Source organism: Propionicimonas sp. T2.31MG-18, assembly GCF_964266745.1.
GTDB lineage: Bacteria > Actinomycetota > Actinomycetes > Propionibacteriales > Propionibacteriaceae > Propionicimonas.
In genome coordinates, this window is the sequence record NZ_CAXWGX010000012.1 from 607595 (window position 1) to 633960 (window position 26366).

Genomic DNA, 26366 nt, shown 5'->3' on the forward strand with positions numbered 1-26366 from the left:
CGGGCCCGCCGCCGGAGGAGTCCGCGGACGGCCGGCGGCCCGATGACGGGAGGATGAGCGGTTGGACGGCCTGGCCACGCTGCTGCGGGAGTACGACGTGCTCGCCGCCTTCTGGATGACCGTCCAGCTGACCGTCTGGGGTGCCGTCGGTGCGCTCGTCGTCGGGACGGTGGTGGCCGTCGCCCGGGTGTCCCCGGTCGGGGTCCTCCAGCGCTTCGGGGCATGGTTCGTGACCCTCGTCCGCAACACCCCGCTCACGCTCATCGTCGCGCTGTGCTCGCTCGGCATCGCGAACACCCTCAAGGTGCAGCTGGCCCCGGCGGACTCGCCGACCTTCATCGTCGACAACGGCTTCCGGTGGGGCGTGGTCGCCCTCGCCGTGTACCACGCCGCCTTCGTGGCCGAGGCGATCCGCAGCGGCATCAACACGGTGCCAGCGGGACAGGCGGAGGCCGCACGCTCGATCGGCCTCGGGTTCGCCGCGACGCTGCGGCACGTCGTGCTGCCCCAGGCGTTCCGCGGCGCGATCGCGCCGCTGGGCAACACGCTGATCGCGCTCACCAAGAACACGACCGTCGTCGCGACGGTCGGGGTGGCCGAGGCCGCCTACCTGATGCGCAACATGATCGAGTTCAACCCGTCGCTGCTGTACGCGATCTTCGCGCTCCTCGCCACCGGGTTCGTGGTGCTCACCCTGCCCATGGGCCTGCTGTTCACCTGGCTGTCCAACCGGCTCGGAGTGCACCGGTGAGCGCCGCATCGGTGCTGTTCGACGCGCCGGGTCCGCGGGCGAGAGCCCGTCACCGCGTGATCGCCGCCGCGGGTGTGCTCGCGCTTCTCGGACTGCTGGCCTTCGTCGTTGTGCGCCTCGCCGACCCGGCCAACAACCAGCTCACCGCGGAGAAGTGGCTGCCGTTCCTCACCCCCACCGCCTGGACGGCCTATCTCCTGCCGGGCCTGGGCGGCACGCTGCTGGCGGCCGCGCTGTCGGTGCTGCTGTCGATCGTGTTCGGTCTGCTGCTCGGAGTGGGACGGCTGGCGCCGCAGCGCTGGCTACGCTGGGCCTGCGGCGCGTTCGTCGAGTTCTTCCGTTCCGTTCCGGTGCTGATGATGATGCTCTTCGCGTACTACGCGGGCCTGTTCGCCCTGCGCATCTCGGGCCCGCTGCTGCCGCTGTTCGGGGTGGTCGTCGGCCTGACGGTCTACAACTCGTGCGTGCTCGCCGAGCTCGTCCGCTCGGGGGTGAACGGCCTGCCCGCGGGGCAGCGGGAGTCGGGCCTGGCGATCGGGCTGACGCCGTTCCAGACGCTCACCGAGATCCTCCTGCCGCAGGCGATCACGGCGATGCTCCCGTCCATGCTGAGCCAGCTCGTGGTGATCCTGAAGGATTCGGCCCTCGGGTCGATGATCGCCTACCTGGAGCTGCTGCGCTCGGGCACCAACCTCGCGGTGGCCTTCGCGAACCTCATTCCCACCCTGATCGTCCTCGCCATGATCTACATCGTGCTGAACTCGCTGCTGACCCGCCTCGCCGCGGCCGTCGAACAACGCCTGCGTCGCGGCCCGCGTGCGATCGTCACCCAGTCGGTGACGGCCGGCTTCGTGCCCGGCCCGGCGGCCGAACCCGATGTCCCGGAGACGATCATGCCCCGCCCGGACGACCGTCCGGGCCGGCGGCGGGAGCCGCGGCGCCCACGGGGGTGAACCCGTGGACGCGACCGAGGAACGCGAGCACCTCCTCGGCGACCGCCGTGATCGTTGACGCCTGCCGGAACCCGTGGCCCTCGCCCTCGAAGACCCTCAGGCGGACGGGCAGTCCCTTGGCGCGGACGGCGTCGGCCATGGCGTGGGCCTGCGCAGGCGGCACCACGGTGTCGTCCGCCCCCTGGAGGATCAGCATCGGGCAGGCGAGCCGGTCCAAGTGGTGGATCGGCGATCGCTCGATCCAGGTGTCGCGGCCTTCCGGGTACGGCGCCACCAGCCGGTCGAGGTAGCGGGACTCGAACTTGTGGGTGTCGGTGGCGAGCGACTCAAGGTCGCCGATGCCGTAGAGGCTGACGCCCGCGGAGAAGACGTCGGTCGTGGTGAGCGCGGCCAGCGTCGTGAAGCCGCCGGCGGACCCGCCGCGGATGCTCAGCCGGCGGGGGTCGGCAAGGCCCTCCGCGACGAGCGCGCGGGCGGCGTCCACGCAGTCGCGCACGTCGCTGACGCCCCAGGCGCCGTCGAGCCGCTCCCGGTAGGCGCGCCCGTAGCCGGAGGAGCCGGAGTAGTTCACGTCGAGGATGCCGATGCCGCGCGAGGTCCAGAACTGGGTGGCGAGCCGGAAGTCGGGGGAGGAGAAGGCGGTCGGGCCGCCGTGGCTCCACACCTGCACCGGGGGCAGCTCGCCCTCCGGGGCGGACACGCCGGGATGGGTGGGCGGGTAGTACCAGGCGTGGACCGGGCCGTCGGGGGAGTCCCAGGTGATCGCGCGGGCGACCGACACCGCCTCCGGCGGCAGGGACACCTCCTCCGCCCGCGCGAGGAGCACGTCGGAGCCGTCGGACAGGTCGAGCAGGCGGAGCTCCCTGGGCCGGTCGGCGAAGCCGAGAAGGGCGACGACCCGGGCGCCCGGCCCGGTCAGCTCGCAGCTGACCGCACCGGTCGACACCTCCTCGAGGTACCCGGTCGCCGGGTCGAGGGTGCCGGCCCGGCCGATGCCGTCCACCAGACGCACGCAGGCGATGCGCCCGTCGGGCAGCAGGCTGTAGGGCGCCGGCCCCGGGTTCCACATCGGGCCGCAGAAGTCGTGCGGGTCGCTGTGCAGCGACACGGACGAGACGCCGTCCCAGCGGTGGAAGTTCCAGTGACCGGAGGCGTCGCTGAGGTGGACCAGCCCGCCGGTGGTGTCCCAGGCGGGGTGGAGTGCGCTGACGCCCGGTCCGCCCGCGACACGGACGGGCAGTCCCGGGTCGTCGAGTGGCGCGACGCAGAGCTCCGTGGCGTCCCACGGCATGTCCGGGAGCCGCCACTGCACCCATGCCAGCAGGCCGTCGGCGCGGAGCGCCGGCGAGGCGTAGAAGTCCGCGCCGGCGACCAGGGTGCGTCCGCCGCCGGCGTTGTCGCCGTCCAGGTCGAGCGCGACGATGCGCTGCACGCAGGGTCCCTCGGACGCGTGGTCCTCCCGCACGGCGAGGACGAGACGACGGCCCGGGTCGATGCTGAGGGCGCCGTACCGGTGGACGCCGCCCGGAGCCAGCAGGCGCCGCCTGCCCCCCTCGTGCGCCCACAGCTCCCCCGAGGGGTCGGCGGAGTACACGACCACCCCGCCGGAGACCGCCCACGCGCCTCCGCCGTACTCGTTGATCCGGTTGCGGACGCTGTGGTCGGGCGCGAGCTCCTCCCGTGAGCCGTCCGGGCCCATCGTCCACAGCGAGACCCGTCCGCGCTGCTCGGGATGGGCCTGCGTCCAGTACACCCGGTCGCCGTCGACGAGCCCGCGGTCCAGGCCGAGGGACGCGCGCGCCAGGTCCCCGGGGCTGATCGGCGACGGCCAGGAGCCGTACGGCACGACGATCATGCGCGGGTCGCCAGTTCGTCGGCGAAGGCGGCGAGCAGCCGCTCGCTGAACAGCACGAAGCGCACCCGTTCGATGCCGGCGCGCGGGTGCGCGGCGACCGCGCCCACCGCCACGCGCGCGGCGGTCGCCGCGTCCCAGCCGTAGATGCCGGCCCCGATCGCCGGGAAGGCGACGGTGCGCGCACCGAGGTCCTGTGCGACGTCCAGCGAGCGGGTGTAGCAGGACGCCAGGAGCCGCTCGTCGGCCTGGCCGGCGTTCCGGTTCGGCCCGACCGTGTGGATCACCCAGCGCGCGGGAAGCAGCCCGGCAGCGGTGGCGACGGCCTCGCCGACCGGGAGGCCGTCCGGCCACCGGGTGGCGCGCACCTCGCGGCACGCGGCCAGCAGCGCCGGCCCGGCCGCAGCGTGCAGCGCCCCGTCCACGCCACCCCCGCCGTACAGCGAGGAGTTGGCGGCGTTCACCAGGGCGTCCGCCCGCTCTGTCGTCAGGTCACCCCGAACCGCGTCGATGCTCATGGGCCGAGTATCGCAAACGGTCCGGACAGGCGAAGGGCCCCGGGGAGACCCCGGGGCCCTTCGACCACACCGTCAGCTGAGCTTGTCGGTCTCGTCGTGGATCTTCAGGGCCACCTGCTGGAGCTTGTCCGAGTGGGCCTTGCCGTGGTGTCCGCAGAAGAGGAGCTGGCCGCCGGAGGTGAGGGTGACCCGCAGGTAGGCCTGAGCTCCGCACCGGTCGCAACGATCGGCTGCGGTCAGGGGTTCGGTAATGGTTGCGCTCATCAGGTCTTCCTCACTCTCTCACCACGCGAAGTACCACTGTCCTCGCACCGGTTCCAACGAGGGCGGAGCACTCTTTGTTCCCGGTGAGGTGTTCAGTGTAGGCGGCCCTGCGGACAGAACCCGCGACCGCCCGACACCGTCACGCGATTGCAAAGAACTGTTACCCGTCCGAGATAGTCTCAGCCGGTGACGACGACGAAGGCCGCAGAGGGCAGGGACTACGAGGCCCGGCACCTCCTGGTGCTCGAGGGACTGGAGGCCGTCCGCAAGCGCCCGGCGATGTACATCGGGTCCACCGACACCCGGGGGCTGATGCACTGCCTGTGGGAGATCATCGACAACGCGGTGGACGAGGCGCTGGCCGGGTTCGGCGAGCGCATCGAGGTGACCTTGGGCGCGGACGGCAGCGTGCTGGTCGTCGACCGGGCGCGGGGCATCCCGGTCGACATCGAGCCGCGCACCGGCCTCACCGGCGTCGAGGTGGTCTTCACCAAGCTGCACGCCGGCGGCAAGTTCGGTGCCGGCAGCTACAACGCCACCGGTGGCCTGCACGGCGTGGGTGCGTCCGTGGTGAACGCGCTCAGCGCCCGCCTGGACGTGGAGGTCGACCGCAACGGGGCGACCCACAAGATGAGCTTCCGCCGCGGCGTCGTCGGCACCTTCGACGGCGACGGCCCGGACGCGACCTTCACCCCCGGCGGCACGCTGCGCAAGGAGGGGCGGGTGGCGAAGGGCGTCACCGGGACCCGCGTGCGGTACTGGCCCGACCGCCAGATCTTCCTCAAGGACGCCCAGCTCGCGCTGCCGCAGCTGCTCGGCCGTGCCCGCCAGACCAGCTTCCTCGTGCCCGGCCTCGAGCTCGTGGTCACCGACGCGCGGGGCCAGGAACCGGTCACCGAGGTCTTCAGGCACGACGGGGGCATCTCCGAGTTCTGCGAGTACCTCGCGTCCGATCCCGCGGTGACCGAGGTGCTGCGGCTGCGGGGCACCGACAGCTTCACCGAGACCGTGCCGATGCTGGACGACCGCGGCGCGATGACGCCGACCGACGTCGAGCGCACCCTCGACGTCGACATCGCCCTGCGCTGGGGGACCGGGTACGACACCCAGGTGCAGTCGTTCGTCAACATCATCTCCACGCCCAAGGGCGGTACGCACGTCGCCGGTTTCGAGCGCGGGCTCACCCGAGCCTTCCTCCGGGGGCTGGACGGGACCCGCCTGCTCAAGGCCGGCGAGGAGATCACCAAGGACGACGCACTCGAGGGGCTGACCGCCGTGGTCACGGTCCGCCTTGCCGAGCCGCAGTTCGAGGGGCAGACCAAGGAGGTGCTCGGCACGCCGCCGGTCACCCGGCTCGTGACCCGCATCGTCGAGGCGGAACTCGGTGACTTCCTCACCTCCAGCCGTGCGGCCCTGCGCACGCAGGCGAGGGCGGTCATGGAGAAGGTCGTGTCCGCGTCCCGCACCCGTGTCCAGGCGCGCGCGCACAAGGAGGCGCAGCGGCGCAAGAACGCGCTGGAGTCGTCCACCCTGCCGGCGAAGCTCGCCGACTGCCGCAGCACCGACCTCGACCGGACCGAGCTGTTCATCGTCGAGGGCGACTCCGCGCTCGGCACGGCCAAGCTGGCGCGCGACTCCGAGTACCAGGCGCTGCTGCCGATCCGGGGCAAGATCCTGAACGTCCAGAAGGCGTCGGTCGGCGACATGCTCAAGAACGTGGAGTGCGCCTCGATCATCCAGGTCGTGGGCGCCGGCTCGGGGCGCACCTTCGACCTCGACGCCGCGCGCTACTCCAAGGTGATCTTCATGGCGGACGCGGACTCCGACGGTGCCCACATCAGGACGCTGCTCGCGACCCTGTTCTTCAAGTACATGCGCCCGCTGGTCGAGGCGGGACGCGTCTACACCGCCGTCCCGCCGCTGCACCGGTTCGAGCTCACGAACCCGCGCAAGGGCCAGGAGAAGTACATCTACACCTACAACGAGGCCGAGTACCGCCGGAAGCTGGCCGAGCTGACGAAGAAGGGCCAGTCGTTCAAGGAGCCGCAGCGCTACAAGGGCCTCGGCGAGATGGACGCCCACGAGCTGTCGGAGACCACCATGAACCCGCGGCACCGTACGCTGCGGCGGATCACCGTCGACGACGCGGCGGCTGCGGAGTCGACGTTCGAGAAGCTGATGGGCAACGACGTGGCCCCGCGCAAGGAGTTCATCATCGAGGGCGCCTACGCCCTGGACGCCGAGCGCATCGACGCCTGAACCGGCATCGCCGCGTTCGCGCTCAGCAGACGCGCTCGAGCAGGCCGGTGTCCACGTCATATTGGAAGCCGCCGACGCGTGCCCGTCCGGCGATCAGGGGGTGCTCCGCGAGCGTCCTGACGTCTTCCCGGAGGCGTCCCGCCTGGTCGGGGTCGGCGCCGAAGTGGCAGGCGCCGGCGTCCAGGCCACTGGCCTCGAGGATGCGCCGGCGTAGTTCATCGTCCGACCCGGAGGCCATCGCGCAGCGACTGTGGCTGATCACGAGGATGCGGTCGACCTGCAGCAGGTGGACGCCGAGGACACAGCCGTTGACGACGTCCTCGGTGACGTGCCCGCCCGGGGTGCGGAGGATCTTGGCCTCGCCGAGGAAGAGGCCCACCATCTCCAGCGGCTGGAGGCGGGAGTCCATGCAGGTGACGACGGCGATGCCGGCGTGGGCGTAGCCGTCGAAGTTGCGCGGGGCCGACGTGGCGTAGCGCTGGTTGGACGCGAGCAGGTCGTCGAAGTCGTGATCCACGGAGGCCACCCTAACCAGTCGGCGAAGGTGCCCGGCAGGGGTCGTCCGCCGGCGCCGGCATGCGGAGCATTGCCCGTTGTGGGGAGGCTCTGTGGCGGAAACGATGGTCGGAACGGCCCGTCGATGGGAGGCCCATGACACCCGGCCAGGAGGACCTGTCCCTCGCGATGCCGGCCATGCCGCCCCGGGGGCTGGAGGCCTGGGCTGATGGCGCGGACGCCCGGCATGCCCCGAACCGCGCCGCCCAGCTGGGCCTGCTCGCGCTGCTGGCGGTCGGGTCGCAGGACCAGCGCGAGGCCCACCGGCAGGACGCCGCAGACCTCGGCGTCCCCCGGCTCGGGGACGAGGGGTCCCTGCAGGGGCTGCCGGAGCCCGTCGTCTCGACCATCGCGCTCGACCTGGCCTCCGACCATGTGGCGGGCCACGACTGGGTGCCGGGCGAGCGCCCGATGGACCCGGACGCCACGGCCGGCCTGCGCGCCGCACTGGACGCGGCGCCGACGACCGCAGCGGTCTGCGCGTACGCCTACGTGAACCTCGACAACCCCCACGACGTGGAGCGGGCGATGGCGGGCGCGGCGGTGGCGGCGATCGTCGTCCCGCCGGCGTTCCGCACGTTCGTGCCGCTCGAGTCGGCCGCACCCCGGGCATTCTCGGCGCTGGCCGGCTGCCTGGACTCCCCGGACCCGCTGGCAGCCGAGATCGCGGCCACCGCCCTCGGCGGAGCAGAGGCGCCCGGGCTCCGGGCGGCGCCGGCCGGCGTGGTCGGGTCACCGATCAGCATCGCCGTGCACGGCACCTGGTCGAGGCTGGTGAAGGACCGCTGGTACGCCCCGGAGTCGGGCCTGCACCGGCTCATCCGCACCGAGTCGTCGGTCGCTGAGCTCTACACCGGCGAGGACTACTTCCGGTGGTCGGGGGCCTACCGGGAGGACGACCGGGAGCGTGCGGCGGCCGAACTCCTGGAGTGGCAGCGGGCGCGCGGGAGGGTCCGCGTGGCCTTCAGCCACAGCCACGGCGGCAACGTCGTCCTCGGGGCGATCGACCGCGGGCTCGAGGTGTCGCTGCTGGTGCTGATGCACACGCCCGTCCTGCCGCGGAGGCCGGAGTCGTGGCAGCGCGTCCGCGAGCGGGTGGGTCGCACGCTGGTGATGCGGTCGCGGGGAGACCCGGTCGTCATCGCCGACGGCCTGCGGACGGGCAGCACCCCGCGCCCGGACGCGTCCGTCCTGCCCCATCGCGAGCTCGTCGCCCACTGGGCCGACGTCGCCGCGTGGTTCGACCACGGGCTCTTCGTGCGCGAGCAGACCTGGCGCGACTACCGGGTGGCACGCGAGGTCGACTACGAGCTCGGCGGGCTCCCGGTACCACACTCCTGAGCGCGGCTGCGAGACTTCCGGGGTGAGAGCAGCTGAGCCGTGGCCGCGGGACCCCCGCCTCGACCCCTTCCGCGACGCCGTGTGGGAGTTGTCGCGGGGCGGCCGGGTGGCCGGCTACCTCACCTGCCGGGTGGTGCCCAGCCGCGCCCTGCCGCTGTTCTGGGAGAGGGCCGAGTCGGTCTGGTACCGCGTGGCCTGGCCGGACGGGCGGCGGGAACGTCCTCGCGAGGACCACGGCCCGCACTGGCCGGTGGTCGGCGACCTCGAGCGCGGTCGCTTCGCGCTGGAGGACATCGCAGGGACCGTGTTCGACGCGCGACCGGTGACCGGGGCCGTCCGCGACGCGCTGTGGCACAAGTACGGACGTCCGGCCTGACGCGGGCGAACCTACGCTGCCCACAGGGGCCGGTCGCTGCACGGCCCGGGTCGGTGTCGGAGGGACGGGGGTGCCTCATGAGCGACGGCGCAGGACGAACGGCCGCGTTCCGGCGGCTGCACGAGTCGGGGTGCTTCGTCATGCCGAACCCGTGGGACGCGGGGAGCGCACGGGCGCTGGCGTCCCTGGGATTCCCCGCGCTGGCGACGACGAGCGCGGGGTTCGCGTGGTCGACGGGGCGCCCTGACAACAGCGTCGGGCTGGACGAGACGCTCGTCCACCTGCGCCTGATCGTCGATGCGGTGGACCTTCCGGTGAACGCGGACTTCCAGGACGGTTATGCCCTCGAGCCGGAGGCGGTCGCGACCAACGTGGGGCTGGCGGTGGGGACCGGCGTGGCCGGGCTGTCCATCGAGGACTTCTCCGGCGATCCCGCACACCCCCTGATCGACCCCGTGCTGGCCGTCGAGCGGATCGCGGCGGCGAGGGCTGCGATCGACGCGACCGGCACCGGCGTCGTCCTGACCGCGCGCTCGGAGGGGTTCGTCTGGGGGCGCCCGGACCTCGCCGGGACCATCCGTCGGCTGACGGCCTACGCCGAGGCCGGGGCCGACTGCGTCTATGCGCCGTGGCTCACCTCGGTCGACCAGGTGTCGGCGATCGTCTCCGCGGTGTCGCCGACACCGGTGAACCTGCTGGTCAACACCCCGTTCACCACGCTGGCCGAAGTGGCGTCGCTCGGCGTGCGCCGGATCAGCGTGGGCGGCATGCTCGCGAAGACGGCGTGGCGCGGGTTCCTTCAGGCCGCCCGCGAGATCAGGGACGAGGGGACCTTCACCGGGTTCGCGGACCTGCCGGACCTCAACGCCCTGCTCCAGCCCTTCGTCGGAGGCGGCGGCTCCCAGGAGAACTGATCGGGAAAGGAGCGGACGCCTACGGCGCCGACACGACCTCCACCGGCCAGCCGTCGGCGGCCAGGGGCGCCTCCAGCGCGGCCGCGTCGCCGACAACGACGAGAGTCAGCCGGTCGGGGGGCAGCAGTTCGAGGATCGACTGCGTCGCCGACTCCGGCGTCACCAGCGTGAGGGCCTGGAAGTTGGCGTTCACGAACTCGACGTTCACCCCGTCCCGGACGAGGGCGGAGATGCGGTCGGTGATGCCCTGGGCCGTCGAGTAGCGCAGGGGCGCGACCCCGTTGGTGTAGCTGACCGCGGCCGCCACCTCCTGCCCGGTGATCGGACGGCTGCTCAGGTCGAGCAGCCCTCGGGCGAGGCTCACCGCCTCGGGCACGACCTCGGTGCGGAAGGATCCCTGCACCGCGATCAGCCCACCGTCCCGCATGGGCGAGTTCACCAGGTGAGCGCCGTAGGTGAACCCCTTCTCCTCGCGCAGCACCTTGTTCAGGCGGCTCAGGAACGCCCCTCCGAGGGCGTGGGTGGCCACCTGGAGGTCGGCCCACCGCGGGTCACCACGGTCGATGCCGAAGGACCCCAGCCGCACGTCCGCCTGGACGGCGCCCGGCCGGTCGATGAGCAGGCACCGCGGGGCGACGCCCTGGGGGACCTCGTGGGAGAAGTAGCCCTCCGCGGGGTTCGCCCAGTCGCCGAACGCCGTGGCCGCCTGGCCGAACTCCTGCCCGGTGAGGTCGCCGGAGATGATCAGCGTCGCCGCGTCGGGACGGTAGTGCCTGCCGTGGAAGGCGACCACGTCCTCTGTGGTGACAGCGGCCACCGTCCGCGCCTCGCCGCCCGGCATCCGGGACGCGCGGTAGCGCCCGCCGATCACCGCGGACCGGAACCCGATCGCCGCCCGGTGCGCGGAGTTCGCCATCGCCTGCTCGATCTCGGCCAGGCGCAGCGTGCGGTGCCGCGCCACGTCGTCGGCGGCCAGTTCGGGCTCGCGGACGGCCTCGGCGAGCAGCGCGAGCGACTCGCCGAGCCGGTCCGCCGGCACCTCGAGGCTCAGTTCACTGCCGGCGTAGCCGGCCGACCCGCCGAGCACGGCGCCGATGTCCTCCAGCCTCTCGGCGAAGGCCGTGCCGGGATGCGTCCGCGTGCCCTCGTCGAGGCAGCGCTGGGTGATCGTGGCCACCCCCTCGATGTCGACGCCCTCGACGTTCAGGGGCACGTCGAACACCAGGGAGACGGCGGCCACGTGCTGGCCCTCGCGGTGGCAGGCCATCAGTTCCATGCCGTTGTCGAGCCAGAGCCGGGCCGGGTCGGGGAAGCGCCAGCGCGGCGGCGCCTTCACCTCGGGACGCTGGTCAGAGCGCCGCATCGTCGGCCTCCTGCTGGTAGTCGAGTTGTGCCCGCTGGTCGGGACGCAGGAACGCGCTCGCGGCCTCGGCGACGCGATCGGTGGTGAGGCTCATCACCTCGTCCAGCTTCCGGTTCACGCGCTCGGGGTCGTCGTGCAGCGTGGCGTAGGTGCTGATCAGGTCCGCGCGCGAGTCGAACCGGGCGAGCTCGGCGAGCCACTCGCGGGCGTGCTGGGCCTTCGCCCGGGCGACCTCCGCGTCGGTGGGCCCGTCTGTGGCGAGGCGGTCGATCTCCGCCAGCGCCGCCTCTGTCGCCTCTGCGGCGTCCTGGCCGGGCAGTGCGCGCACCTGCGCGATGCCGAAGGACGTCCCTCCGACGAGCGGGACGGCCGACGCGCCGGCGGCCGTGGCGATCTGCTGGTTGCGCACGAGCTCCCGGTAGAGACGGGAGGTCTGGCCGCCGCCCAGGACGGACAGCGCCAGGTCGCAGGCGTCGAAACCCCACGTGTCGCGCACCGGGAGGCGCCAGCCGAAGTAGGTGGCCGCCACCGGCACCCGTCCGGCCACCTGGCGGGCGACCACGGTGTCGAGCGGGGGCAGGGGTGACACCGGCGGGCGCGTCTTCGGGTTCCAGGACGGCAGGTGCCCGAACGCCTTCTCCGCGCGCCGGAAGCCGTCCTTGGGGGTGATGTCGCCGACCAGGGTGAGCACCGCGTTGTCGGGACGGTAGTGGTTGCGGAAGAAGACCGCGGCGCGCTCGGCGGTGGCGGCGTCGAGGTCGGCCATGGAACCGATGGTGGTGTGCCCGTAGGGGTGGGACGGGCCGACGAGCATCTCGGCGAGGTGGGTCATCGCATCGCCGTACGGCACGTTGTCGTACCGCTGCCGCTTCTCCTCCTTGACCACCTCGCGCTGGGTGTCGACGCTGGCCTCGTCCAGATGGTCGGGGAGCGTGGCCAGCCGGTCGGCCTCCATCCACAGCGCCAGGTCGAGCGCGCCCACCGGGAGGGTCTCGAAGTAGTTCGTCCGGTCGAACCAGGTGGTGGCGTTGACCGAGCCGCCGAGAGCCTGGAGCGTGTTGAGGTGCTCGCCGCTGGCGACGTGTGCCGACCCCGAGAACATCAGGTGCTCGAACAGGTGCGCCCACCCGTACTCGCCGGGGCGTTCGTCGCGCGAGCCCACGTCGTACCAGAGGTTCACCGCAGCCAGCGGGACGCTGTGGTCGGGGCTCACCACGACCCTCAGGCCGTTGCCCAGGGTGCGCTGGTGGATGGGATAGCTCAGTCGGTCCGGCACAGCCACGCGCACCATCTCACCACATCAGGGGCGCCGCGGCCGATTCGGGGTGGCAGCCCGGTGAGAGGTCGCCGCACCTCCCACCGGGCTGGCTCCTGGGCGGGCCCGCGTGCCCGGCGCTGGGCCGCGGGCCACGCCCTGCTCGGGATGCCGGCCCTGTGGTCTGACGACGCGCTGCGACGCGTCGTCAGTGCCGCCAGCCCTTCGCAGTGTCGATCCGCACGATGGACGGCGGCCCGGCCAGGCCGGTGCCGGCGTAGAGGCTGCCACCCGGACCGGCCTCGATCGACACGGCCCCAGGGAGGTCGAGGAACTCGCCGACCTTGCCGTTGCGGATCACCGAGACCCGCCCGGCGAAGAACTCGGTCACGTAGATCCGTCCGCGGGAGAGCGCCAGGTTCGTGGCGCCCAGCAGCCCGGTGGCGACCAGCTTCGTGCGGCCGCTGCGCGGATCCACACGGTAGACCGACCCGCGCGCGCCGAGCGAGGCGTCCTCCGGCCCGCCGGGCAGCGTGGTCACGTAGAGCTGGCCGTCCGGGCCGACCTCGACGTCCGTCGGGACGGACTCGAAGGCGTAGGTCACGCCGACCACGCAGTCGGGCAGCCCGAACGCCGCCGCGGCCTGCGCGGTGATGGTCGCCGGCTGGGCCGGCAGCACGGCCACCGTGGAGATCCGGCCGGACCTGCTCACGCGGAGCAGGGCGTTGGCCCCGGCGTCGGCGACGATCCAGTCGTGGCCGTAGGCGGCAACGGAGTAGGCGTGCGAGTCGATGGCGCCGGTGTAGTCGACCGGGAGGCCGATGCCCTCGAAGGCGTCGCGGACGCACGCGCTCGGGTTGGTGACGCCGTAGTGGACGCCGGCATCGGGGTTCTTCGCGGTCTCGTACGCGAGCGTGTCCGCGCTGGTCCTCCGACCGCCGTGACCGACGATCGTCAGGCCGCTGGCGGTGATGGGTCCGGTGGGCGGCCCGCCCACCGTGGTGGTGTACGCGATCCTGCCGTGGGCGGCCGCGACGCCGGACGTCCCGGGCGCGCTGGCCACGACGGGGGACAGGGTCCCGTCGGGCTTCACGCTGCCGACGATGTTCAGGCCGCCGTCGGCGACCAGGACCCGTCGGCCGCTGACCTCGAGGTTGAAGGGAGCCGCGACGGCGGTGCTGAGGACCTCCGGCGACGGTGCCGGGCGAGGCTCGGGCGCGTGGGCCTGTGCTGGCGCTGCGGTGAGGATGAGACTGGTCGCCGTGCCGACCGCGGCAACAGCGATGAGAAGGCGGGTGACCCGCATGGTGCCTCCGGTTGGTGACGTGGGCAGACCAGGGGCGGCGATCCCTGCGCTGCCATCGTGGAACACGCCGGGAACCGGCGGTATGGGCAAGACTGCGGCCGGTCGTGGGCCCTGTGGACGCGCGGATCCGGTCGCCGGGTCTAGTCTCCGGGCATGCCCGATGACGAACCCCTCGACTGGCGCGCCGCGCTGGCCCTGCTCGCCAACGCCGACACCCGCGCCGTGTTCGCGCAGGTGGCCGCGGCACCGGTGGCGCCCGGGGCGGCCAGGGACCGGGCACTGAAGCGGCTGCTGGCGGCGGGCCTGCTGGAGGCGGGGGCCGACGGCCCGGTGGTCGCCGAGGGACGCCTGCGCGCGACGCTCGGCCGCGCCGCGGCCCCGCCGGCCTCTGGCCCCGAGCGGTTCCTCTCCAGGGACGGGCGGATCCAGGACTACCCGTCGCGCGCGACGGATCGCCGGGCACTGCTGGAGTACCTCGTCGCGCGTGCCCTCGAGCCGGAGGAGGAGCTGTCAGAGCCGGAGCTGGGCGAGCGGCTGGGACCGCGGACCGACGACGTGGCGACGCTGCGCCGCTACCTCGTGGACGCGGGCCTGCTGGAGCGTTCGCCGGACGGGCGGCGTTACCGCCGGGTGCCCGGCGTCCCGCCCCTCCCGGGTCAGGAGCCGGCGGGCAGCGGCGGCAACGCCCCGGAGGCCTCGTAGGCCGCGAGCATGCCGATCCGGCGGCGGTGGCGTTCCCCTCCGCTGAACGGGGTGCCGAGGAAGACCTCGACGAAGCGCGCGGCGTCCGCCACGCTGTGCTGCCTGGCGCCGATGGCCACCACGTTGGCGTCGTTGTGCTCCCGGGCCAGGCGGGCCGTCTCCTCCGACCAGGCGAGCGCGGAGCGGATGCCGCGCACCTTGTTGGCTGCGATCTGCTCGCCGTTGCCGGAACCGCCGATCACCACGCCGAGAGCGGCCAGGCCTCCGGCCTGGTCCGCCGCGACCGCCTCGGCCGCGCGCAGGCAGTACACCGGGTAGTCGTCGTCGGCGACGTAGGTGGGCGCGCCGTGGTCGACCACCTCGTGGCCGGCGGCCGCGAGCAGGGTGGCGAGATGGTCCTTGAGGTCGAGGCCGGCATGGTCTGAGCCGAGGTGAACCCGCATGCCGCCAGTGTGCTCCGCCGGCCAACGGGCCGGAAGTGCCCGCGCGTGACCCGATGCGCGGGGCGGGCGGATTGGCTAGCGTCGTTCCGGGACAACGAGGAGAGGACGGACCGGGATGAGCGAGTTGAGCGAGCAGTTGTCGCGGGAGGACGCGGAACTCCGGTTCGCCGACTTCACCGTGGACGACGCCTGGCTGCTGGGCAGCCGGATGCGGGCCGCAGCGGTCGAGCAGGGCCTGCCCGTCGTGATCGGCATCGTGCTCGGGCAGCAGCGCGTCTTCCACTCGGCACTGGCCGGGGCGAGCGCAGACAACGACGAGTGGCTGGCCCGCAAGACCCGGGTGGCGCTGCGGTACGGGCAGGCGTCCCTCGCCGTCGGGGAGAGTTTCCGTGACCGCGGACGGGACTTCGACACCGACGCCCGGCTCGACCCGCGGGAGTTCGCCGCCCACGGCGGGGTGGTGCCGATCCGCCTGCGCGGGGGCGCGGTGGTCGGGGCGGTCGGGGTCTCGGGGCTGCCGCAGCGCGACGACCACGACTTCGTCGTGGCGCAGCTGCGCGCGTTCCTCGCCTCCTGATCGTGGGCGGGGGCTACTTCGGCGGCAGCGAGGCCACGTAGACGAGGCCGCGCCGCAGCCAGGTCTCCAGGGACGCGGTGTCGGCGACGGCGTCGGGCGCCAGGTGCAGCCAGCCGTCCAGGTCGCGGCCGTTCATCCGGAAGGGACGCACGCCGCTCCCGTCGCACAGGCCGGGCCCCTCGGCGGGGTCGACGCGCAGCATGAGGCCGCCGCTGCTGCTCGCCGCGGCCACCATGTGGCCGTGCACCATGAAGCCGTGGCCGCCGAACATGCGCCTCTCGCTCACCCCGTCGGTGAACGACAGGGCCGCGCGGAGGCGTCCGGCGAGTTCCTCGTCGTAAGCCATGCCTGCCAGTATCGGACGCCCCGGTGACACCGGGCCAGGGCCGCGGTCTAGAACGTGCCGGTCGACCACACCGTTCCGGCCGGCCCGACCAGTTCGACGGAGGCGGGTGGGTCGCCGGGGAGCGGCACGACCCACGAGCCCGAGGCGACACCGGTGCCGTACTCGTCGCTCAACGACCAGGAACCGCCGCTGCTGCGGGAGCCGTCGCGCGCCACGAGCACGCACTCGTAGGTCGCGCCCGGCCGGCCGGTGGTGACGTTGAGCACCAGATAGGGCCGCCCGTCGAGGGTTGCCAGGCCGGCGGAGCCCACGGCCTCTCCGCGTGCCGTGAGCAACGGGGCGGCGACCGGGGCGTGGCGCGGGGTCGCCGGCGGCCCGCCGAACAGCGACGACGCGGCCAGCGTGCCGCCGATCCCGGCGAGGAGTCCGACCAGGACGGCCGCGGCGAGCAGCAGCACCGGGCGTCGCGTGCGCCGGGGGAGAGGAGGGGTCGCGGGCTGCGTCGCACCCATGGCCGCCAGCACCCGCCCGGAGAAGCCCGCCGGGGGCGCAACCGACGGGGTGGACGCCAGCGCCTGGGCGAGCCCGTCGGAGAGGCCGGCGTATTCGTCGCGGCACTCGGGGCACGCAGCCAGGTGCGCCACGAGCCGCTCCTGGGTGCCGGCGTCGAGTTCGGCGAGGGCCAGCGCGACGAGCGCGTCGGTGCCGGGGTGGTCAGTCACGTTCCGCCTCCACTGCCAGCCGCATCCGGCGCAGCCCGGTGCGGATCCGCGTCTTCGCGGTGCCCAAGGGGATGCCCTCGTGCTCCGCGACCTCCACCATGGTGAGGCCGGCGACCACCGACAGCACCACGGCACGGGCCTGTTCGGGTGGAAGCCGCGCCAGGCGTTCGGCCGCGGCGAGCGTCTCCAGCCGCCCACCCGTCCCCTCGGGCGTCCTCGAGCCCAGGGTGGCGTTCAGCAGCACCTCCAGTTCTCCGGCCTCCACGGGGGAGGACCGTCGTGCCCGGATGGCGTCGATCGCCAGGTTCCTGGTGATCGTCAGCAGCCAGGTGAGGACCGACCCCCGCCGCGGGTCGTAGCTGCCCGCCGCGCGCCAGGCACGCAGGAAGGCCTCCTGGGCGATGTCCTCGGCCAGCGCACGGTCGCGGGTCATCGCGACCGCCAGCCCGAAGACCGGGCCCTGGAACCGGCGGACGAAGGCGACCGCTGCGGCGTCGTCGTTGAGCGCCAGCGCGCTCACCAGCGCTGCGTCCGATGCGCGATCGGCCAGCGAGAACAGGGTCACACCATCGGATACGGGCGAAGGGGCCGGACGGATTGCGCGGGCGCCCCTCGGACGCCGACGCAATCCGAAACCCGAGCCCGGACGTATCACCGTGCAGGACCACCCACCCGATCGAGGAGGAACCATGTTCGCACGATCCCGGCTCGCCATGGCCGTCGCGCCCGCGCTCTGCGTCGTCCTGCTGGGCGCCTGCACGGCGACCCCGGCCACACCTGCCGGCGCGCCGGCCCAGACCACCGCCGCCACGGCCCCCCCGACCCCGGTGACCAGCCCGGCAACGGCGGACGCGGCGACCCTCGCCCTCGCGATGGCCGACACCAGCCTCGGCCAGGTCCTCGTGGACGGCAAGGGCATGACCCTCTACCTGTTCACCAAGGACAGCGCGAACACCAGCGCCTGCACCGGCGCCTGCCTGGTCGCCTGGCCACCGCTGATCGGTGCGCCCACTGCCGGCGCGGGCGTGGACGGCAGCCTGCTCGGCTCGTTCACCCGCCAGGACGGCCGGGTCCAGGCCACCTACAACGGCTGGCCGCTGTACTACTGGAAGGACGACCGCGCGCCCGGCGACGTGCTCGGCCAGAACGTCAACGGCGTGTGGTTCGTGCTGGACCGCAACGGCGACGCGGTGAAGAAGTAGCCGATGTCGGTCTTCGGGCTTCCGCTGCACCCCCTGGTGGTGCACGCCGCCGTGGTGCTCGTGCCCCTGGCGGCCCTCGGCGGGCTCGCCGTGGTCGCGTCCGGCCGGGCCCGTGAGCGGTACGGCTGGCTCGCGGTGGCGTTCGCCGTCGCTGCGGCGGGGTCGGCCATCGTGGCGAAGCTGTCCGGCGAGGCCCTCGCCGCGACGCTCGTCGCCCCGTCGCTGGTCGACGTCCACCGCACGTGGGGCGAGGTCGTGCCCTACCCGGCTGTCGCGCTGGCGGTCGCGCTCCCCGCGGCGCTGGTGCTGCGGGCCCGGTGGCGTCCGGGATGGTGGGCGGCCGCGGTCGTGGTGGTTCTCTCCGCGGTCGCCGCGCTGGTGCTGGTGGTGCTCACCGGCCACAGCGGGGCGGTCGCGGTGTGGGGCGGGTGAGGCGTCAGCCCAGGAACGCGCGCAGGCCGGCGAGCGCCCGGTCGACGTCGTCGTCGGTGCTGTACGGGGCCAGGCCGAGGCGCAGCCCGTGGGTGTCGGCGACACCGAGGCGCTGGAACGGTTCCCAGGCGTAGAACGACCCGGCGGGCGCGAGGACGCCGCGCGTGGCGAGGAAGGCGTAGGCGTCCGCGGTGCGGCGTCCGGGAAGCGTGAGCAGGAGCGTCGGTGTCCGGTCGGCCGCGCGGGAGTGCAGCACCACGGCGTCGCCGAGCTCGGCCAGGCCGTCCTCCAGCCGGCGCCGGAGCCGCAGCTCGTGCGCGTCCACGGCCTCCATCGACGCTCGCAGGCGTGCGCGGCGATTGCCGCCGGTGCCCGGGACGATGCCGGCGAGGAAGTCCACCGCAGCGGTGGCCCCGGCCATCACCTCGTAGGGCAGGGTGCCGAGCTCGAAGCGCTCGGGCACCACGTCGGTGGAGGGCAGCAGCTTGTCGGGGTGGAGCGTCTCGAGCAGGGCCGGGGACGCGGCCAGCACCGCGCAGTGCGGCCCGAGGAACTTGTAGGGCGAGCACACGTAGACGTCGGCCCCGAGCGCGGCGACGTCGACGAACGAGTGCGCGGCGTGGTGGACGCCGTCGACCCACACCAGGGCGCCCACCGCGTGGGCGGCGGCGGCGATCTCCGCGACCGGCGGACGGGTGCCGATGAGGTTGGAGGCGCCGGTCACGGCCACGAGCCGCGTCCGTGGGGTGATCGCCTGCGCGACGCTGTCGGGGTCGACCTCCCCGGTCGCCGGGTCGAAGTCGATCCAGCGGACGGTCACGCCCGTGGCGGCGGCGGCCTGAACCCACGGACGCACGTTCGCGTCGTGGTCGAGGCGGCTGACCACCACCTCGTCCCCGGGTGCCCACGTGCGGGCAAGGGGACGGGACAGGTCGTAGGTCAGCTGGGTGGCGCTGCGTCCGTACACGATGCCGGCCGGGTCGGCGCCGAGGAGGTCGGCGTAGGCGCGACGGAAGGCGAGCACAGCGGCGTCCGCGTTCCGCTCCGACGGGCCCACCGTCCCGCGGTTCGACAGGGGGGCGGTCAGGGTCGCGGCGATCGCGTCGGCCACCTCGCGGGGGGCCTGGGTCCCGCCGGGGCCGTCGAAGTGGGCCAGCCCCGAGCGCAGGGACGGGAAGTGGCTGCGCAGTTCGTCGATGTCATAGGTCATGGGTGCTCCGGTCTCGCGGTTCGGCGCTGGGAGTCTACGAGGCTGCGGGGCGTCGGGGCGCCGCGGCTGAAATCTGCTCCCTTCCAGGTCCATGATGGGGGGATGAGCGGGGTGGCCGAACGGGCGTTCGCAGCGCTGGTCGAGGCCGGCGCCCGCCTGGAACCGGGCCTGACCGAGGCCGAGCGTGTCGACGTCGAGGCGCGCTGGGGATTCCGCTTCTGCGACGACCACGCCGCGCTGCTGGCCCTCGGCGTCCCGGTGGGCGACGGCTGGCTGGACTGGCGCGACGACCCCGAGATCATCGTGCGTGCCCGTCTCGACCTCCCGGTCGACGGGTTGCTGTTCGACGTCGGGCACAACGGCTTCTGGCCGGCCTCCTGGGGGGAGCGCCCCGCGGCGGCCGCTGTGGCGGAGGCCACCGCCCGCGAGCAGCTCGCCCGCTGGCCCCGGCTCGTCCCGCTCTACGGCCACCGCTACGTCCCGGCCGGGCCGTGCCCCGCGCCTGCGCCGGTGCTGTCGGTGGTGCAGAGCGACGTGATCTTCTACGGCCTCGACCTGCACGACTGGGTGCGCCGGGAGTTCTTCGGTGTGCCGCTGCCCCCGGCGTCCAGCCGCCCGGAGGTGGGGGAGTGGTCCCGCCTCGCCGGCGGCTGTGAGGACTGCGACCTGTAGGGCGCGGCGTGGGCCGGGGGTGGCGGTCAGGCGTGCGAGCCCCCCGGCGCCGGGCTGTCCGGGTCGCCCAGCCACCCGCGGCGCACCATCCACTTCACCAGCTCCAGCACCGGCACGAGGGACGCGGACAGCCCGACCACCACGAGCCAGTCCGTCACCGACAACCCGAACGTGCCGAACGGGCCCTGGAGGACGGGAAGGTAGATGATCGCGCAGAGGAGGGCGGCCTCCCACAGGAGCGCCAGGTTCAGCCAGCGGTTCGCGAACGGCCGGTCGAACACCGAATGCCGGTCGGAGCGGAAGTTGTAGGCCTTGAGGAACTCGATGAGCACCAGGGACACGAACACCATGCCCATCGCCTCGCGCAGCCCGCGTCCGGTGGAGAGGACCCAGGCGAACAGGCCGAGGTTCACCGCCGTCGACCACGCGCCTCCGGCGGCCATCAGGGTGATCACGGGTCGGGTGAAGATGCCGGTGCGCGGGTGGCGCGGGTGTCGCGCCATGAGGTCGCCCTCGGGCGGGTCGACGGCGAGCGCGAGGGCGGGGAGGCCGTCGGTGGCGAGGTTCACGTAGAGGATCTGGACGGCCGAGAGCGGCAGCGGCAGGCCGGCGAGCACCGCGCCGACCATCAGCCCGACCTCGCCGATGTTCGCCGACAGCAGGTACATCAGGTACTTCTTGATGTTGTCGTAGACCCCGCGACCCTCCTCGACCGCCGCGACGATCGAGGCGAAGTTGTCGTCGGTGAGGGTCATGTCGGCGGCCTCCTTGGTGACGTCGGTGCCGGTCTGGCCCATGGCGACGCCGATGTCCGCCTTCTTCAGGGCCGGGGCGTCGTTCACGCCGTCCCCGGTCATGGCCACGATGTGCTCGCGCGCCTGCAGCGCGCTCACCACCCGCAGCTTGTGCGCGGGCGAGACCCGCGCGTACACGTCGATGGACGGCACCTCCTCGATCAGCCGGGCGTCGTCCATGGCGTCGAGTTCCGCGCCGACCACGACCCGTCCGTGGCGCAGCAGGCCGAGCTCCCGCGCCACCGCGGCCGCGGTGACGGGGTGGTCGCCGGTGATCATCACCGGCCGGATGCCGGCGCGCTCGCACACCTCGATCGCCGCCCGGGCCTCCGGCCGGGGCGGGTCGATCATCCCGGCCAGGCCCAGGAGGGTCATCCCGTGGCGCGCGGTGGCGAGCGCGGCGTCGGGCCGCTCGGCGACGGCGAGCACGCGTAGGGCGTCGGCGGCGAAGGCCCTCGCCACCTCGGCGACCCGTTCCCGGGTGGCCTCGTCGAGGGGGACGACGCCCTCGCCCGTTCGCAGGCCCGTGCAGTCGCCGAGGACGGCCTCCGGCGCCCCCTTGGTGAGGGCCGTCGTACGTCCCTGTGCGACGTGGAGCGTGGTCATGCGCTTGGTCTCGGAGGTGAACGGGATCTCCTGCGTGCGGGGCGCGGACGCCTCCAGCGACTCCCGGTCCAGGCCGGCCTTGGCCGCGGCCACCACCAGCGCGCCCTCGGTGGGGTCGCCGGTGATCCGCCAGCCGTCCGGGGACTGCTGGAGCCGGGCGTCGCTGGCCAGGACGGCGGCAGCGAGAAGGGCGGTGAGCTCGGGGCTGGGGGCGGCGGCGGCACCGTCGACGGAGTAGTCGCCGGCCGGTTCATAGCCGGAGCCGCCGACCTCCCACGTCCGGCCGGCCGCCCACACCCTGCGGACGGTCATCTCGTTGCGGGTGAGCGTGCCGGTCTTGTCCGAGCAGATCACCGACGTGCTGCCCAGGGTCTCCACGGCCGGGAGCCGACGGATCAGGGCGTGCCGGCGGGCCATCCGCTGGACGCCGATGGCGAGCGAGATCGTGACCACCGCGGGCAGTGCCTCGGGCACGACGGCGACCGCCAGCGCGATGCCGAACAGGAGCATCTCCAGCCAGGGCTGTCCCCGCAGGAGGCCGAGGACCACGATCACCAGCACGATCGCCAGCGCGGCCCGGGCGAGGACGGCCCCGACCCGGTCGAGGTTCTTCTGGAGCGGCGTGCGGCCCGCCTCGACGCCCTCGAGCAGCTGGGCGATCCGTCCGAACTCGGTGCGCATGCCCGTGGTGACCACGACCGCCCGTCCGCGCCCGTGGGTCACCGCGGTGCCGGCGTGCACGATGTTGGTGCGGTCGGCGACGGCGAGGTCGGCGTCCGCGAGCGGCTCGGCGTGCTTGGCCACCGGCAGCGACTCCCCGGTCAGCGGGGCCTCGTCGACCATCAGGTTGGCCGACTCGACCATGCGGGCGTCGGCCGGGACGCGGTCGCCGGGGTGCAGGAGCACGACGTCGCCGGGGACGAGGTCGCGGGTGGGCACGGGGCCCTCCCGGCCGTCCCGCACGACGGTGGCGACGGGGGCGGCGAGCTCGCGGAGGGCCTCGATGGCCCGCTCGGCGCGGAACTCCTGGACGAAGCCGAGGGCGACGGCGAACAGGACGATGACGGCGATCACGACCGACTCCGTGGAGTGCCCGAGGAAGAACGACAGCCCGGTCGCCGCGAGCAGGATCACGATCAGCACGTTCTGGAACTGGGCGGCGAGGATCCGCCAGCCGGAGACCCGACGCGTCGCGCGGATCTCGTTGGGCCCGTAGCTCTCGAGCCGGGCCCGGGCCTCGCGGCTGCTGAGCCCGTCCTCGCCGCTGCCGAGCGCGTCGAAGGCCGCGTCCACGCCGGCGGTGTGCCAGCGGGAGCCGTCCGGGGTCTGCGCCTCGCCCGAGGGCCCAGCCATCTCTCGACGGTAGCCGAGAGCGGCGGGCGGCGTGCCGGAACCGCGTCGAATGGTGCCGCGTCGCTCCTGCCGAGGGAACTCCCTCCGGCTCGGCATACTGGGTGACCGTGCCCGACCAGACCCCACCAACGCCGCACGGCGCCCGGGACCGGATCCCCGGCGAGGTGTGGGTGCTCGTCGCCGCAGCGTTCGTCATCGCCATCGGTTTCGGGCTGATCACGCCCGTGCTGCCGTCGTTCGCCCAGGGCTTCGGCGTCGGCGCCCTCGCCTCCAGCGTGGTGGTGAGCGCGTTCGCGTTCTTCCGGCTCGTGTTCGCCCCGGCGGGCGGGCGGCTCATCGCCCGGCTCGGCGAGCGGCCCGTCTACCTGGCGGGGCTGGTCATCGTCGCGGTGTCCACCGGCGCCACGGCGTTCGCCCAGGACTACTGGCAGTTGCTGGTGTTCCGGGGGCTCGGCGGGATCGGCTCGACGATGTTCACGGTCTCGGCCGTGGCACTGCTGGTGCGGCTGGCCCCCCCCGGCATCCGCGCCCGGGTGTCGTCGGCGTACGCGACGGCCTTCCTCCTCGGTGGTGTCGGCGGGCCGGTGGTCGGCGGACTGCTCGGCGGGCTGGGGCTGCGGGTGCCGTTCCTGGTGTACGCCGTCGCGCTGCTGCTGGCGGCCGGGATCGTGGCCGTCTTCCTGCGGCGTGCGTCCCTGCGTCCGGCGCCGGGCAGCCCGACCCTGCCGGCGCTGACGGTCCGCGAGGCATGGACGGACAGCGCCTACCGGGCGGCGTTCGGGTCGGGCTTCGCGAACGGCTGGGCCAACTTCGGCGTGCGGAACGCGATCCTGCCGCTGTTCGCCACCGCGGTCGTCGGCCGGGAACCGTGGGTGGCCGGGATGGCGCTCGCGGTGTTCGCCGCGGGGAACGCCGCAGGGCTCGTCCTCGCCGGACGCCAGTCCGACCGGGTGGGACGCCGTCCGTTCATCATCGCGGGGCTGGTGGTCTCGGGAATCGCCACCGCGGTGACCGGATTCGCGCACGACCTCCCGGTGCTCGTCGTCGTGTCGGTGGTCGCCGGGATCGGCGCGGGGGCGCTGAACCCGGCCCAGCAGGCGTCCCTGGCCGACGTGGTGGGTCGCGAGCGCAACGGCGGCCCCGCTCTGGCCGCCTTTCAGATGTCGTCGGACCTCGGCTCGATCATCGGGCCGATCGTCGCCGGGCTTCTGGTCGATCGCGGCAGCTACGCGCTGGCGTTCGGCGTCACCGGCGCGATCACGCTGCTGGCGGCCGTCCCGTGGCTGCGAGCGCGGGAGACCCACGTCGTGCCACGAGCCGTCCGCGGGGTCCGGGGTCGCTGAGCGTCGACGAGCGCCCGATCATGCCGACGGTGCGCGCGGGTCCTGCGGGTCGGCCAGCCGTGGGGGCTCACGCTGCCGGCGGGGCGAGCTTGGCGGCAGCCACGTCCCAGGCGTCTGACGACCCGGCGTCGTAGGTGCTTCGCTGTGCCGCCCAGCCCACGATCACGCCGCCGCCTTCGACGACGGCAGGCTGGTCCCGGACCTCGGCGCCCGTGCCGGTGCGCACGATGCCGGACTGTGCTCCGGTGCCGAGGGTCTCTGAGGTGCAGCCGGCGGCGCTGGCCAGCGGTACGGGCGCGAGTCCAGGCCCGAGGATGGCTCCGTATCCGGTGTTGCAGCGCGTGATCAAGACCTCCTGCGGTGCGCCCGTCGGACCGGACGCTGCGGCGAGGGGGGCGTCAGCTCTGGAGATCAGCCTGCCGGGATGGAGCCTCAGTCCGTGACCGGTCCGTTCGACGCGGACCGGCTGGAGCGCCCCCCGGAGGTTCGTCCCCCGGACACGCTCCTCCGGAACGGCGATCGCGACCCAGTCGTCCAGGACCGACACCGCGAGCCCGAAGTTGTCGTCGGTCTCCGTTCGTCCCGGCACCCCGGGGGTGTCCTGGGTGACGCGGATGGCCCAGTAGGTCAGCCCGCCGGCCATCTGGAGGATCCAGACCGCTCCGCCGTAGAGCTTCGGACCGGCCTCGTTCGCGCCGAGAACCAGAAGGTCGTTCGAGGCGGCCAAGGTCCGTCCGAGTGCCGGACCCCCGCTCGCCGATCCGACGATGCCGGGCGACCCGATCGTGACGTAGCGCTGGGCTCCGAGCCGGCCACCGGGAGTCACCTGGCACAGCAACACCCCGCCGGGCCGGCCGTCCGTCGCCTCCGTCCCGACGGCCAGGACCGGGTCGGGCACCGGCACGAAGGCCAAGGCCGCGCCCACGGGACGCCCGCGGGAGCCCTCCAGCAGTATCTGCACGCCTCGTGCCGAGACTCCCCGAGCGGATCCCCAGACCACCCACACCACGCCCTTGTAGTCGTTGGCACTGGAATCCGACACCACGATGTCGGCGTACCCGTCGCGGTTCAGGTCTCCCACGACGAGCCCTGCACCGAACCGGGAGTCCTCGACAGGAAGGTCATGGAACTGGTGTCGGCTGATGGTCTGCACCGCCCCGTCGCCGAACAGGATCCGAATGCCGCCGACCCGGCGCTGCTCGCTGTCGTCCGTGGTGGAGAAGTCGCCGGTTCCCGGGTCGAGCAGCACGAGGTCGACCTTCCGGTCGCCGTCGATGTCGTTGATCCGCGTCGCCCGTGCAGACGTCCCCGGCGAAGGCCGCGGCGCGGCCGCCGCTGGCAGCGGGAACATCAGCACCGCTGCCAACACGACAGTCAGTGCAGACCACTTCGGCGGCACGGCCGTGAACCTTCCTCTGGACCCTTCGCCGAGCCTAGACACTCGGCCGAGGGGTACACCGGAGCGTCGGGACCGAATCCGTACGAACCGCCGCTCCGTCGCCCGTGCTCCTGCACCTGTCAGGCCAGTTCCCAGTAGAGGCGCTTGTTGTCGCGACCCTTGTTGTCGTATCGGATGATCCGGCTGGTGCCGATCTCGCCGGTGCTGTGGACGTGGGTGCCGCCACAGGCCTGCGCATCGAATCCGACGATCTCGACGACCCGGACTCTCCCGGCCGCCACGGGTGGCTCGACGTTGAGGGTTCGGACGAGCTCGGGACGGGAGCGATACTCGGCTTCGGGGATGACGTGGGCGCGGATCGGCAGATCCCGCGCGAGGACGGCGTTCACCGCGCCCTCGAACTCCGGCAGCCGGTCCCGGTCGAACCCGGACAGGCGAAGATCGATACGGGAGCGGTCGACGCCGAGCTGGACGCCGGTGATCGCGCCGCGGAAACGGGCACGCGCAACGCTGTTCACGACGTGCATCAGCCCGTGCGCCCGCATCACGGTGTGCCTGCGGGGCCAGTCGATCCTGCCTTCCACCGCTGAACCGACGCCGAGGTCGGCGTGGACGTGGTGCCAGACGCGGCCGTCCTGATCCTCCTTCGCCTCGGTCACGCCGACGTCGCTCCCGTCGACGGCAAGGGATCCCTGGTCGGGGGGCTGCCCGCCGCCACCGGGGTAGAACGCCGTCCGGTCGAGGGCCACCCACCCGTCGTGGGCGGCGGTGACGACGGCACCGAACGACGACAGGTACGCGTCGTCGAGATACAGGCGAGCGGTCACGGCGGCATCGTAGGGGCGTCGAGGGGCCGGG

27 protein-coding genes are annotated in these 26366 nt (G+C 73.4%); 12 read left to right on the forward strand and 15 right to left on the reverse strand.

Going from position 1 to position 26366, the window contains the following annotated elements; genetic code table 11:
• Positions 1–61: 61 nt before the first annotated feature.
• On the forward strand, positions 62–751 hold the full coding sequence (locus ACFQQJ_RS07845) for an amino acid ABC transporter permease (RefSeq protein ID WP_377105421.1): 690 nt from the start codon (positions 62–64) through the stop codon (positions 749–751).
• The gene (locus tag ACFQQJ_RS07850; protein ID WP_377105422.1) at positions 748–1704 is read left to right on the forward strand and encodes an amino acid ABC transporter permease; all 957 of its coding nucleotides are present in this window, start codon (positions 748–750) and stop codon (positions 1702–1704) included. Before ACFQQJ_RS07845 ends, ACFQQJ_RS07850 begins: the two co-directional genes overlap by 4 nt.
• Here the strand turns inward: ACFQQJ_RS07850 and ACFQQJ_RS07855 are convergent.
• From ACFQQJ_RS07855 to ACFQQJ_RS07865, 3 genes are all read right to left on the reverse strand, one after another.
• Positions 1643–3559: an alpha/beta hydrolase family protein gene (locus ACFQQJ_RS07855; RefSeq protein WP_377105423.1), complete on the reverse strand. Its 1917-nt coding sequence runs from the start codon at positions 3557–3559 to the stop codon at positions 1643–1645. The genes ACFQQJ_RS07850 and ACFQQJ_RS07855 overlap by 62 nt on opposite strands.
• Complete coding sequence (locus tag ACFQQJ_RS07860) at positions 3556–4074, reverse strand: O-acetyl-ADP-ribose deacetylase (protein ID WP_377105424.1); 519 nt, start codon at positions 4072–4074, stop codon at positions 3556–3558. The genes ACFQQJ_RS07855 and ACFQQJ_RS07860 overlap by 4 nt, the downstream gene beginning before the upstream one ends.
• A 72-nt stretch (positions 4075–4146) precedes the next feature.
• The gene (locus tag ACFQQJ_RS07865; RefSeq protein ID WP_377105425.1) at positions 4147–4338 is read right to left on the reverse strand and encodes a hypothetical protein; all 192 of its coding nucleotides are present in this window, start codon (positions 4336–4338) and stop codon (positions 4147–4149) included.
• Positions 4339–4524: 186 nt separating this feature from the next.
• On the opposite strand from ACFQQJ_RS07865, the gene ACFQQJ_RS07870 reads away from it, so the two are divergent.
• A complete protein-coding gene (locus ACFQQJ_RS07870) occupies positions 4525–6597 on the forward strand; it encodes a type IIA DNA topoisomerase subunit B (protein WP_377105426.1) in 2073 nt (690 codons plus the stop codon).
• 22 nt (positions 6598–6619) lie between these two features.
• Here the strand turns inward: ACFQQJ_RS07870 and ACFQQJ_RS07875 are convergent, their stop codons facing one another.
• On the reverse strand, positions 6620–7114 hold the full coding sequence (locus ACFQQJ_RS07875; protein WP_377105427.1) for a beta-class carbonic anhydrase: 495 nt from the start codon (positions 7112–7114) through the stop codon (positions 6620–6622).
• Positions 7115–7248: 134 nt separating this feature from the next.
• Between ACFQQJ_RS07875 and ACFQQJ_RS07880 the strand changes: the two genes are divergently transcribed.
• From ACFQQJ_RS07880 to ACFQQJ_RS07890, 3 genes are all read left to right on the forward strand, one after another.
• Positions 7249–8493 (forward strand): hypothetical protein, encoded by a 1245-nt coding sequence (locus ACFQQJ_RS07880; RefSeq protein WP_377105428.1) that lies wholly within the window; start codon positions 7249–7251, stop codon positions 8491–8493.
• A gap of 22 nt (positions 8494–8515) precedes the next feature.
• Complete coding sequence (locus tag ACFQQJ_RS07885) at positions 8516–8869, forward strand: hypothetical protein (protein ID WP_377105429.1); 354 nt, start codon at positions 8516–8518, stop codon at positions 8867–8869.
• 77 nt (positions 8870–8946) lie between these two features.
• Positions 8947–9783 carry an isocitrate lyase/phosphoenolpyruvate mutase family protein gene (locus ACFQQJ_RS07890; RefSeq protein ID WP_377105430.1) on the forward strand — a complete coding sequence of 279 codons (837 nt, stop codon included), beginning with the start codon at positions 8947–8949 and terminating at the stop codon, positions 9781–9783.
• A 19-nt stretch (positions 9784–9802) separates the two neighbouring features.
• Here ACFQQJ_RS07890 and ACFQQJ_RS07895 read toward each other — a convergent pair whose 3' ends face one another.
• The 3 genes from ACFQQJ_RS07895 to ACFQQJ_RS07905 form a co-directional block, all read right to left on the reverse strand.
• Positions 9803–11146: a M16 family metallopeptidase gene (locus ACFQQJ_RS07895; protein WP_377105431.1), complete on the reverse strand. Its 1344-nt coding sequence runs from the start codon at positions 11144–11146 to the stop codon at positions 9803–9805.
• The gene (locus tag ACFQQJ_RS07900) at positions 11133–12428 is read right to left on the reverse strand and encodes a M16 family metallopeptidase (RefSeq protein ID WP_377105432.1); all 1296 of its coding nucleotides are present in this window, start codon (positions 12426–12428) and stop codon (positions 11133–11135) included. Before ACFQQJ_RS07900 ends, ACFQQJ_RS07895 begins: the two co-directional genes overlap by 14 nt.
• A 181-nt stretch (positions 12429–12609) precedes the next feature.
• Positions 12610–13707, reverse strand: a complete 1098-nt coding sequence (locus ACFQQJ_RS07905; protein WP_377105433.1) for a ScyD/ScyE family protein — start codon at positions 13705–13707, stop codon at positions 12610–12612.
• A 153-nt stretch (positions 13708–13860) separates the two neighbouring features.
• Between ACFQQJ_RS07905 and ACFQQJ_RS07910 the strand changes: the two genes are divergently transcribed.
• A complete protein-coding gene (locus ACFQQJ_RS07910) occupies positions 13861–14409 on the forward strand; it encodes a DUF2087 domain-containing protein (protein ID WP_377105434.1) in 549 nt (182 codons plus the stop codon).
• Here the strand turns inward: ACFQQJ_RS07910 and ACFQQJ_RS07915 are convergent.
• Positions 14364–14852: a ribose-5-phosphate isomerase gene (locus ACFQQJ_RS07915; protein WP_377105435.1), complete on the reverse strand. Its 489-nt coding sequence runs from the start codon at positions 14850–14852 to the stop codon at positions 14364–14366. The two genes, ACFQQJ_RS07910 and ACFQQJ_RS07915, sit on opposite strands and share 46 nt — an antisense overlap.
• A 115-nt stretch (positions 14853–14967) precedes the next feature.
• On the opposite strand from ACFQQJ_RS07915, the gene ACFQQJ_RS07920 reads away from it, so the two are divergent.
• The gene (locus tag ACFQQJ_RS07920) at positions 14968–15429 is read left to right on the forward strand and encodes a heme-degrading domain-containing protein (RefSeq protein ID WP_377105436.1); all 462 of its coding nucleotides are present in this window, start codon (positions 14968–14970) and stop codon (positions 15427–15429) included.
• 13 nt (positions 15430–15442) lie between these two features.
• On the opposite strand, the gene ACFQQJ_RS07925 is transcribed toward ACFQQJ_RS07920, so the two are convergent.
• Genes ACFQQJ_RS07925 through ACFQQJ_RS07935 form a run of 3 tightly spaced genes read right to left on the reverse strand, consistent with a single transcriptional unit; the run spans position 15443 to position 17062 of the window.
• Complete coding sequence (locus tag ACFQQJ_RS07925) at positions 15443–15775, reverse strand: TfoX/Sxy family protein (RefSeq protein WP_377105437.1); 333 nt, start codon at positions 15773–15775, stop codon at positions 15443–15445.
• A 47-nt stretch (positions 15776–15822) separates the two neighbouring features.
• Complete coding sequence (locus ACFQQJ_RS07930) at positions 15823–16497, reverse strand: anti-sigma factor family protein (RefSeq protein WP_377105438.1); 675 nt, start codon at positions 16495–16497, stop codon at positions 15823–15825.
• The gene (locus ACFQQJ_RS07935) at positions 16490–17062 is read right to left on the reverse strand and encodes an RNA polymerase sigma factor (RefSeq protein ID WP_377105439.1); all 573 of its coding nucleotides are present in this window, start codon (positions 17060–17062) and stop codon (positions 16490–16492) included. Before ACFQQJ_RS07935 ends, ACFQQJ_RS07930 begins: the two co-directional genes overlap by 8 nt.
• Positions 17063–17186: 124 nt before the next feature.
• Here ACFQQJ_RS07935 and ACFQQJ_RS07940 point away from each other — a divergent pair, with 124 nt between their 5' ends.
• A complete protein-coding gene (locus tag ACFQQJ_RS07940) occupies positions 17187–17699 on the forward strand; it encodes a hypothetical protein (protein WP_377105440.1) in 513 nt (170 codons plus the stop codon).
• Between the two features lie 3 nt (positions 17700–17702).
• The gene (locus tag ACFQQJ_RS07945; protein ID WP_377105441.1) at positions 17703–18131 is read left to right on the forward strand and encodes a DUF2231 domain-containing protein; all 429 of its coding nucleotides are present in this window, start codon (positions 17703–17705) and stop codon (positions 18129–18131) included.
• 4 nt (positions 18132–18135) lie between these two features.
• Here the strand turns inward: ACFQQJ_RS07945 and ACFQQJ_RS07950 are convergent, their stop codons facing one another.
• Positions 18136–19341 carry a cysteine desulfurase-like protein gene (locus ACFQQJ_RS07950; protein WP_377105442.1) on the reverse strand — a complete coding sequence of 402 codons (1206 nt, stop codon included), beginning with the start codon at positions 19339–19341 and terminating at the stop codon, positions 18136–18138.
• Positions 19342–19443: 102 nt separating this feature from the next.
• Between ACFQQJ_RS07950 and ACFQQJ_RS07955 the strand changes: the two genes are divergently transcribed.
• Positions 19444–20013, forward strand: a complete 570-nt coding sequence (locus ACFQQJ_RS07955) for a hypothetical protein (RefSeq protein WP_377105443.1) — start codon at positions 19444–19446, stop codon at positions 20011–20013.
• Between the two features lie 26 nt (positions 20014–20039).
• Here the strand turns inward: ACFQQJ_RS07955 and ACFQQJ_RS07960 are convergent, their stop codons facing one another.
• Positions 20040–22766: a cation-translocating P-type ATPase gene (locus ACFQQJ_RS07960; RefSeq protein WP_377105444.1), complete on the reverse strand. Its 2727-nt coding sequence runs from the start codon at positions 22764–22766 to the stop codon at positions 20040–20042.
• Between the two features lie 107 nt (positions 22767–22873).
• Here ACFQQJ_RS07960 and ACFQQJ_RS07965 point away from each other — a divergent pair, with 107 nt between their 5' ends.
• Positions 22874–24109, forward strand: coding sequence for an MFS transporter (locus ACFQQJ_RS07965; protein WP_377105445.1), 1236 nt, complete (start codon positions 22874–22876; stop codon positions 24107–24109).
• 67 nt (positions 24110–24176) lie between these two features.
• Here ACFQQJ_RS07965 and ACFQQJ_RS07970 read toward each other — a convergent pair whose 3' ends face one another.
• On the reverse strand, positions 24177–25478 hold the full coding sequence (locus ACFQQJ_RS07970; protein WP_377105446.1) for a VCBS repeat-containing protein: 1302 nt from the start codon (positions 25476–25478) through the stop codon (positions 24177–24179).
• 149 nt (positions 25479–25627) lie between these two features.
• Entirely contained in the window at positions 25628–26335 is a 708-nt protein-coding gene (locus ACFQQJ_RS07975; protein WP_377105447.1) for an alanyl-tRNA editing protein, read from the reverse strand.
• Positions 26336–26366 lie beyond the last annotated feature (31 nt).

Coding starts and splice junctions, on each gene's coding strand:
- ACFQQJ_RS07855 (WP_377105423.1), bottom strand. CDS start 3,559: ATGATCGTCGTGCCGTACGGCTCCTGGCCGTCGCCGATCAGCCCCGGG.
- ACFQQJ_RS07860 (WP_377105424.1), bottom strand. CDS start 4,074: ATGAGCATCGACGCGGTTCGGGGTGACCTGACGACAGAGCGGGCGGAC.
- ACFQQJ_RS07865 (WP_377105425.1), bottom strand. CDS start 4,338: ATGAGCGCAACCATTACCGAACCCCTGACCGCAGCCGATCGTTGCGAC.
- ACFQQJ_RS07880 (WP_377105428.1), top strand. CDS start 7,249: ATGACACCCGGCCAGGAGGACCTGTCCCTCGCGATGCCGGCCATGCCG.
- ACFQQJ_RS07890 (WP_377105430.1), top strand. CDS start 8,947: ATGAGCGACGGCGCAGGACGAACGGCCGCGTTCCGGCGGCTGCACGAG.
- ACFQQJ_RS07895 (WP_377105431.1), bottom strand. CDS start 11,146: ATGCGGCGCTCTGACCAGCGTCCCGAGGTGAAGGCGCCGCCGCGCTGG.
- ACFQQJ_RS07905 (WP_377105433.1), bottom strand. CDS start 13,707: ATGCGGGTCACCCGCCTTCTCATCGCTGTTGCCGCGGTCGGCACGGCG.
- ACFQQJ_RS07910 (WP_377105434.1), top strand. CDS start 13,861: ATGCCCGATGACGAACCCCTCGACTGGCGCGCCGCGCTGGCCCTGCTC.
- ACFQQJ_RS07915 (WP_377105435.1), bottom strand. CDS start 14,852: ATGCGGGTTCACCTCGGCTCAGACCATGCCGGCCTCGACCTCAAGGAC.
- ACFQQJ_RS07920 (WP_377105436.1), top strand. CDS start 14,968: ATGAGCGAGTTGAGCGAGCAGTTGTCGCGGGAGGACGCGGAACTCCGG.
- ACFQQJ_RS07925 (WP_377105437.1), bottom strand. CDS start 15,775: ATGGCTTACGACGAGGAACTCGCCGGACGCCTCCGCGCGGCCCTGTCG.
- ACFQQJ_RS07940 (WP_377105440.1), top strand. CDS start 17,187: ATGTTCGCACGATCCCGGCTCGCCATGGCCGTCGCGCCCGCGCTCTGC.
- ACFQQJ_RS07945 (WP_377105441.1), top strand. CDS start 17,703: ATGTCGGTCTTCGGGCTTCCGCTGCACCCCCTGGTGGTGCACGCCGCC.
- ACFQQJ_RS07950 (WP_377105442.1), bottom strand. CDS start 19,341: ATGACCTATGACATCGACGAACTGCGCAGCCACTTCCCGTCCCTGCGC.
- ACFQQJ_RS07955 (WP_377105443.1), top strand. CDS start 19,444: ATGAGCGGGGTGGCCGAACGGGCGTTCGCAGCGCTGGTCGAGGCCGGC.
- ACFQQJ_RS07960 (WP_377105444.1), bottom strand. CDS start 22,766: ATGGCTGGGCCCTCGGGCGAGGCGCAGACCCCGGACGGCTCCCGCTGG.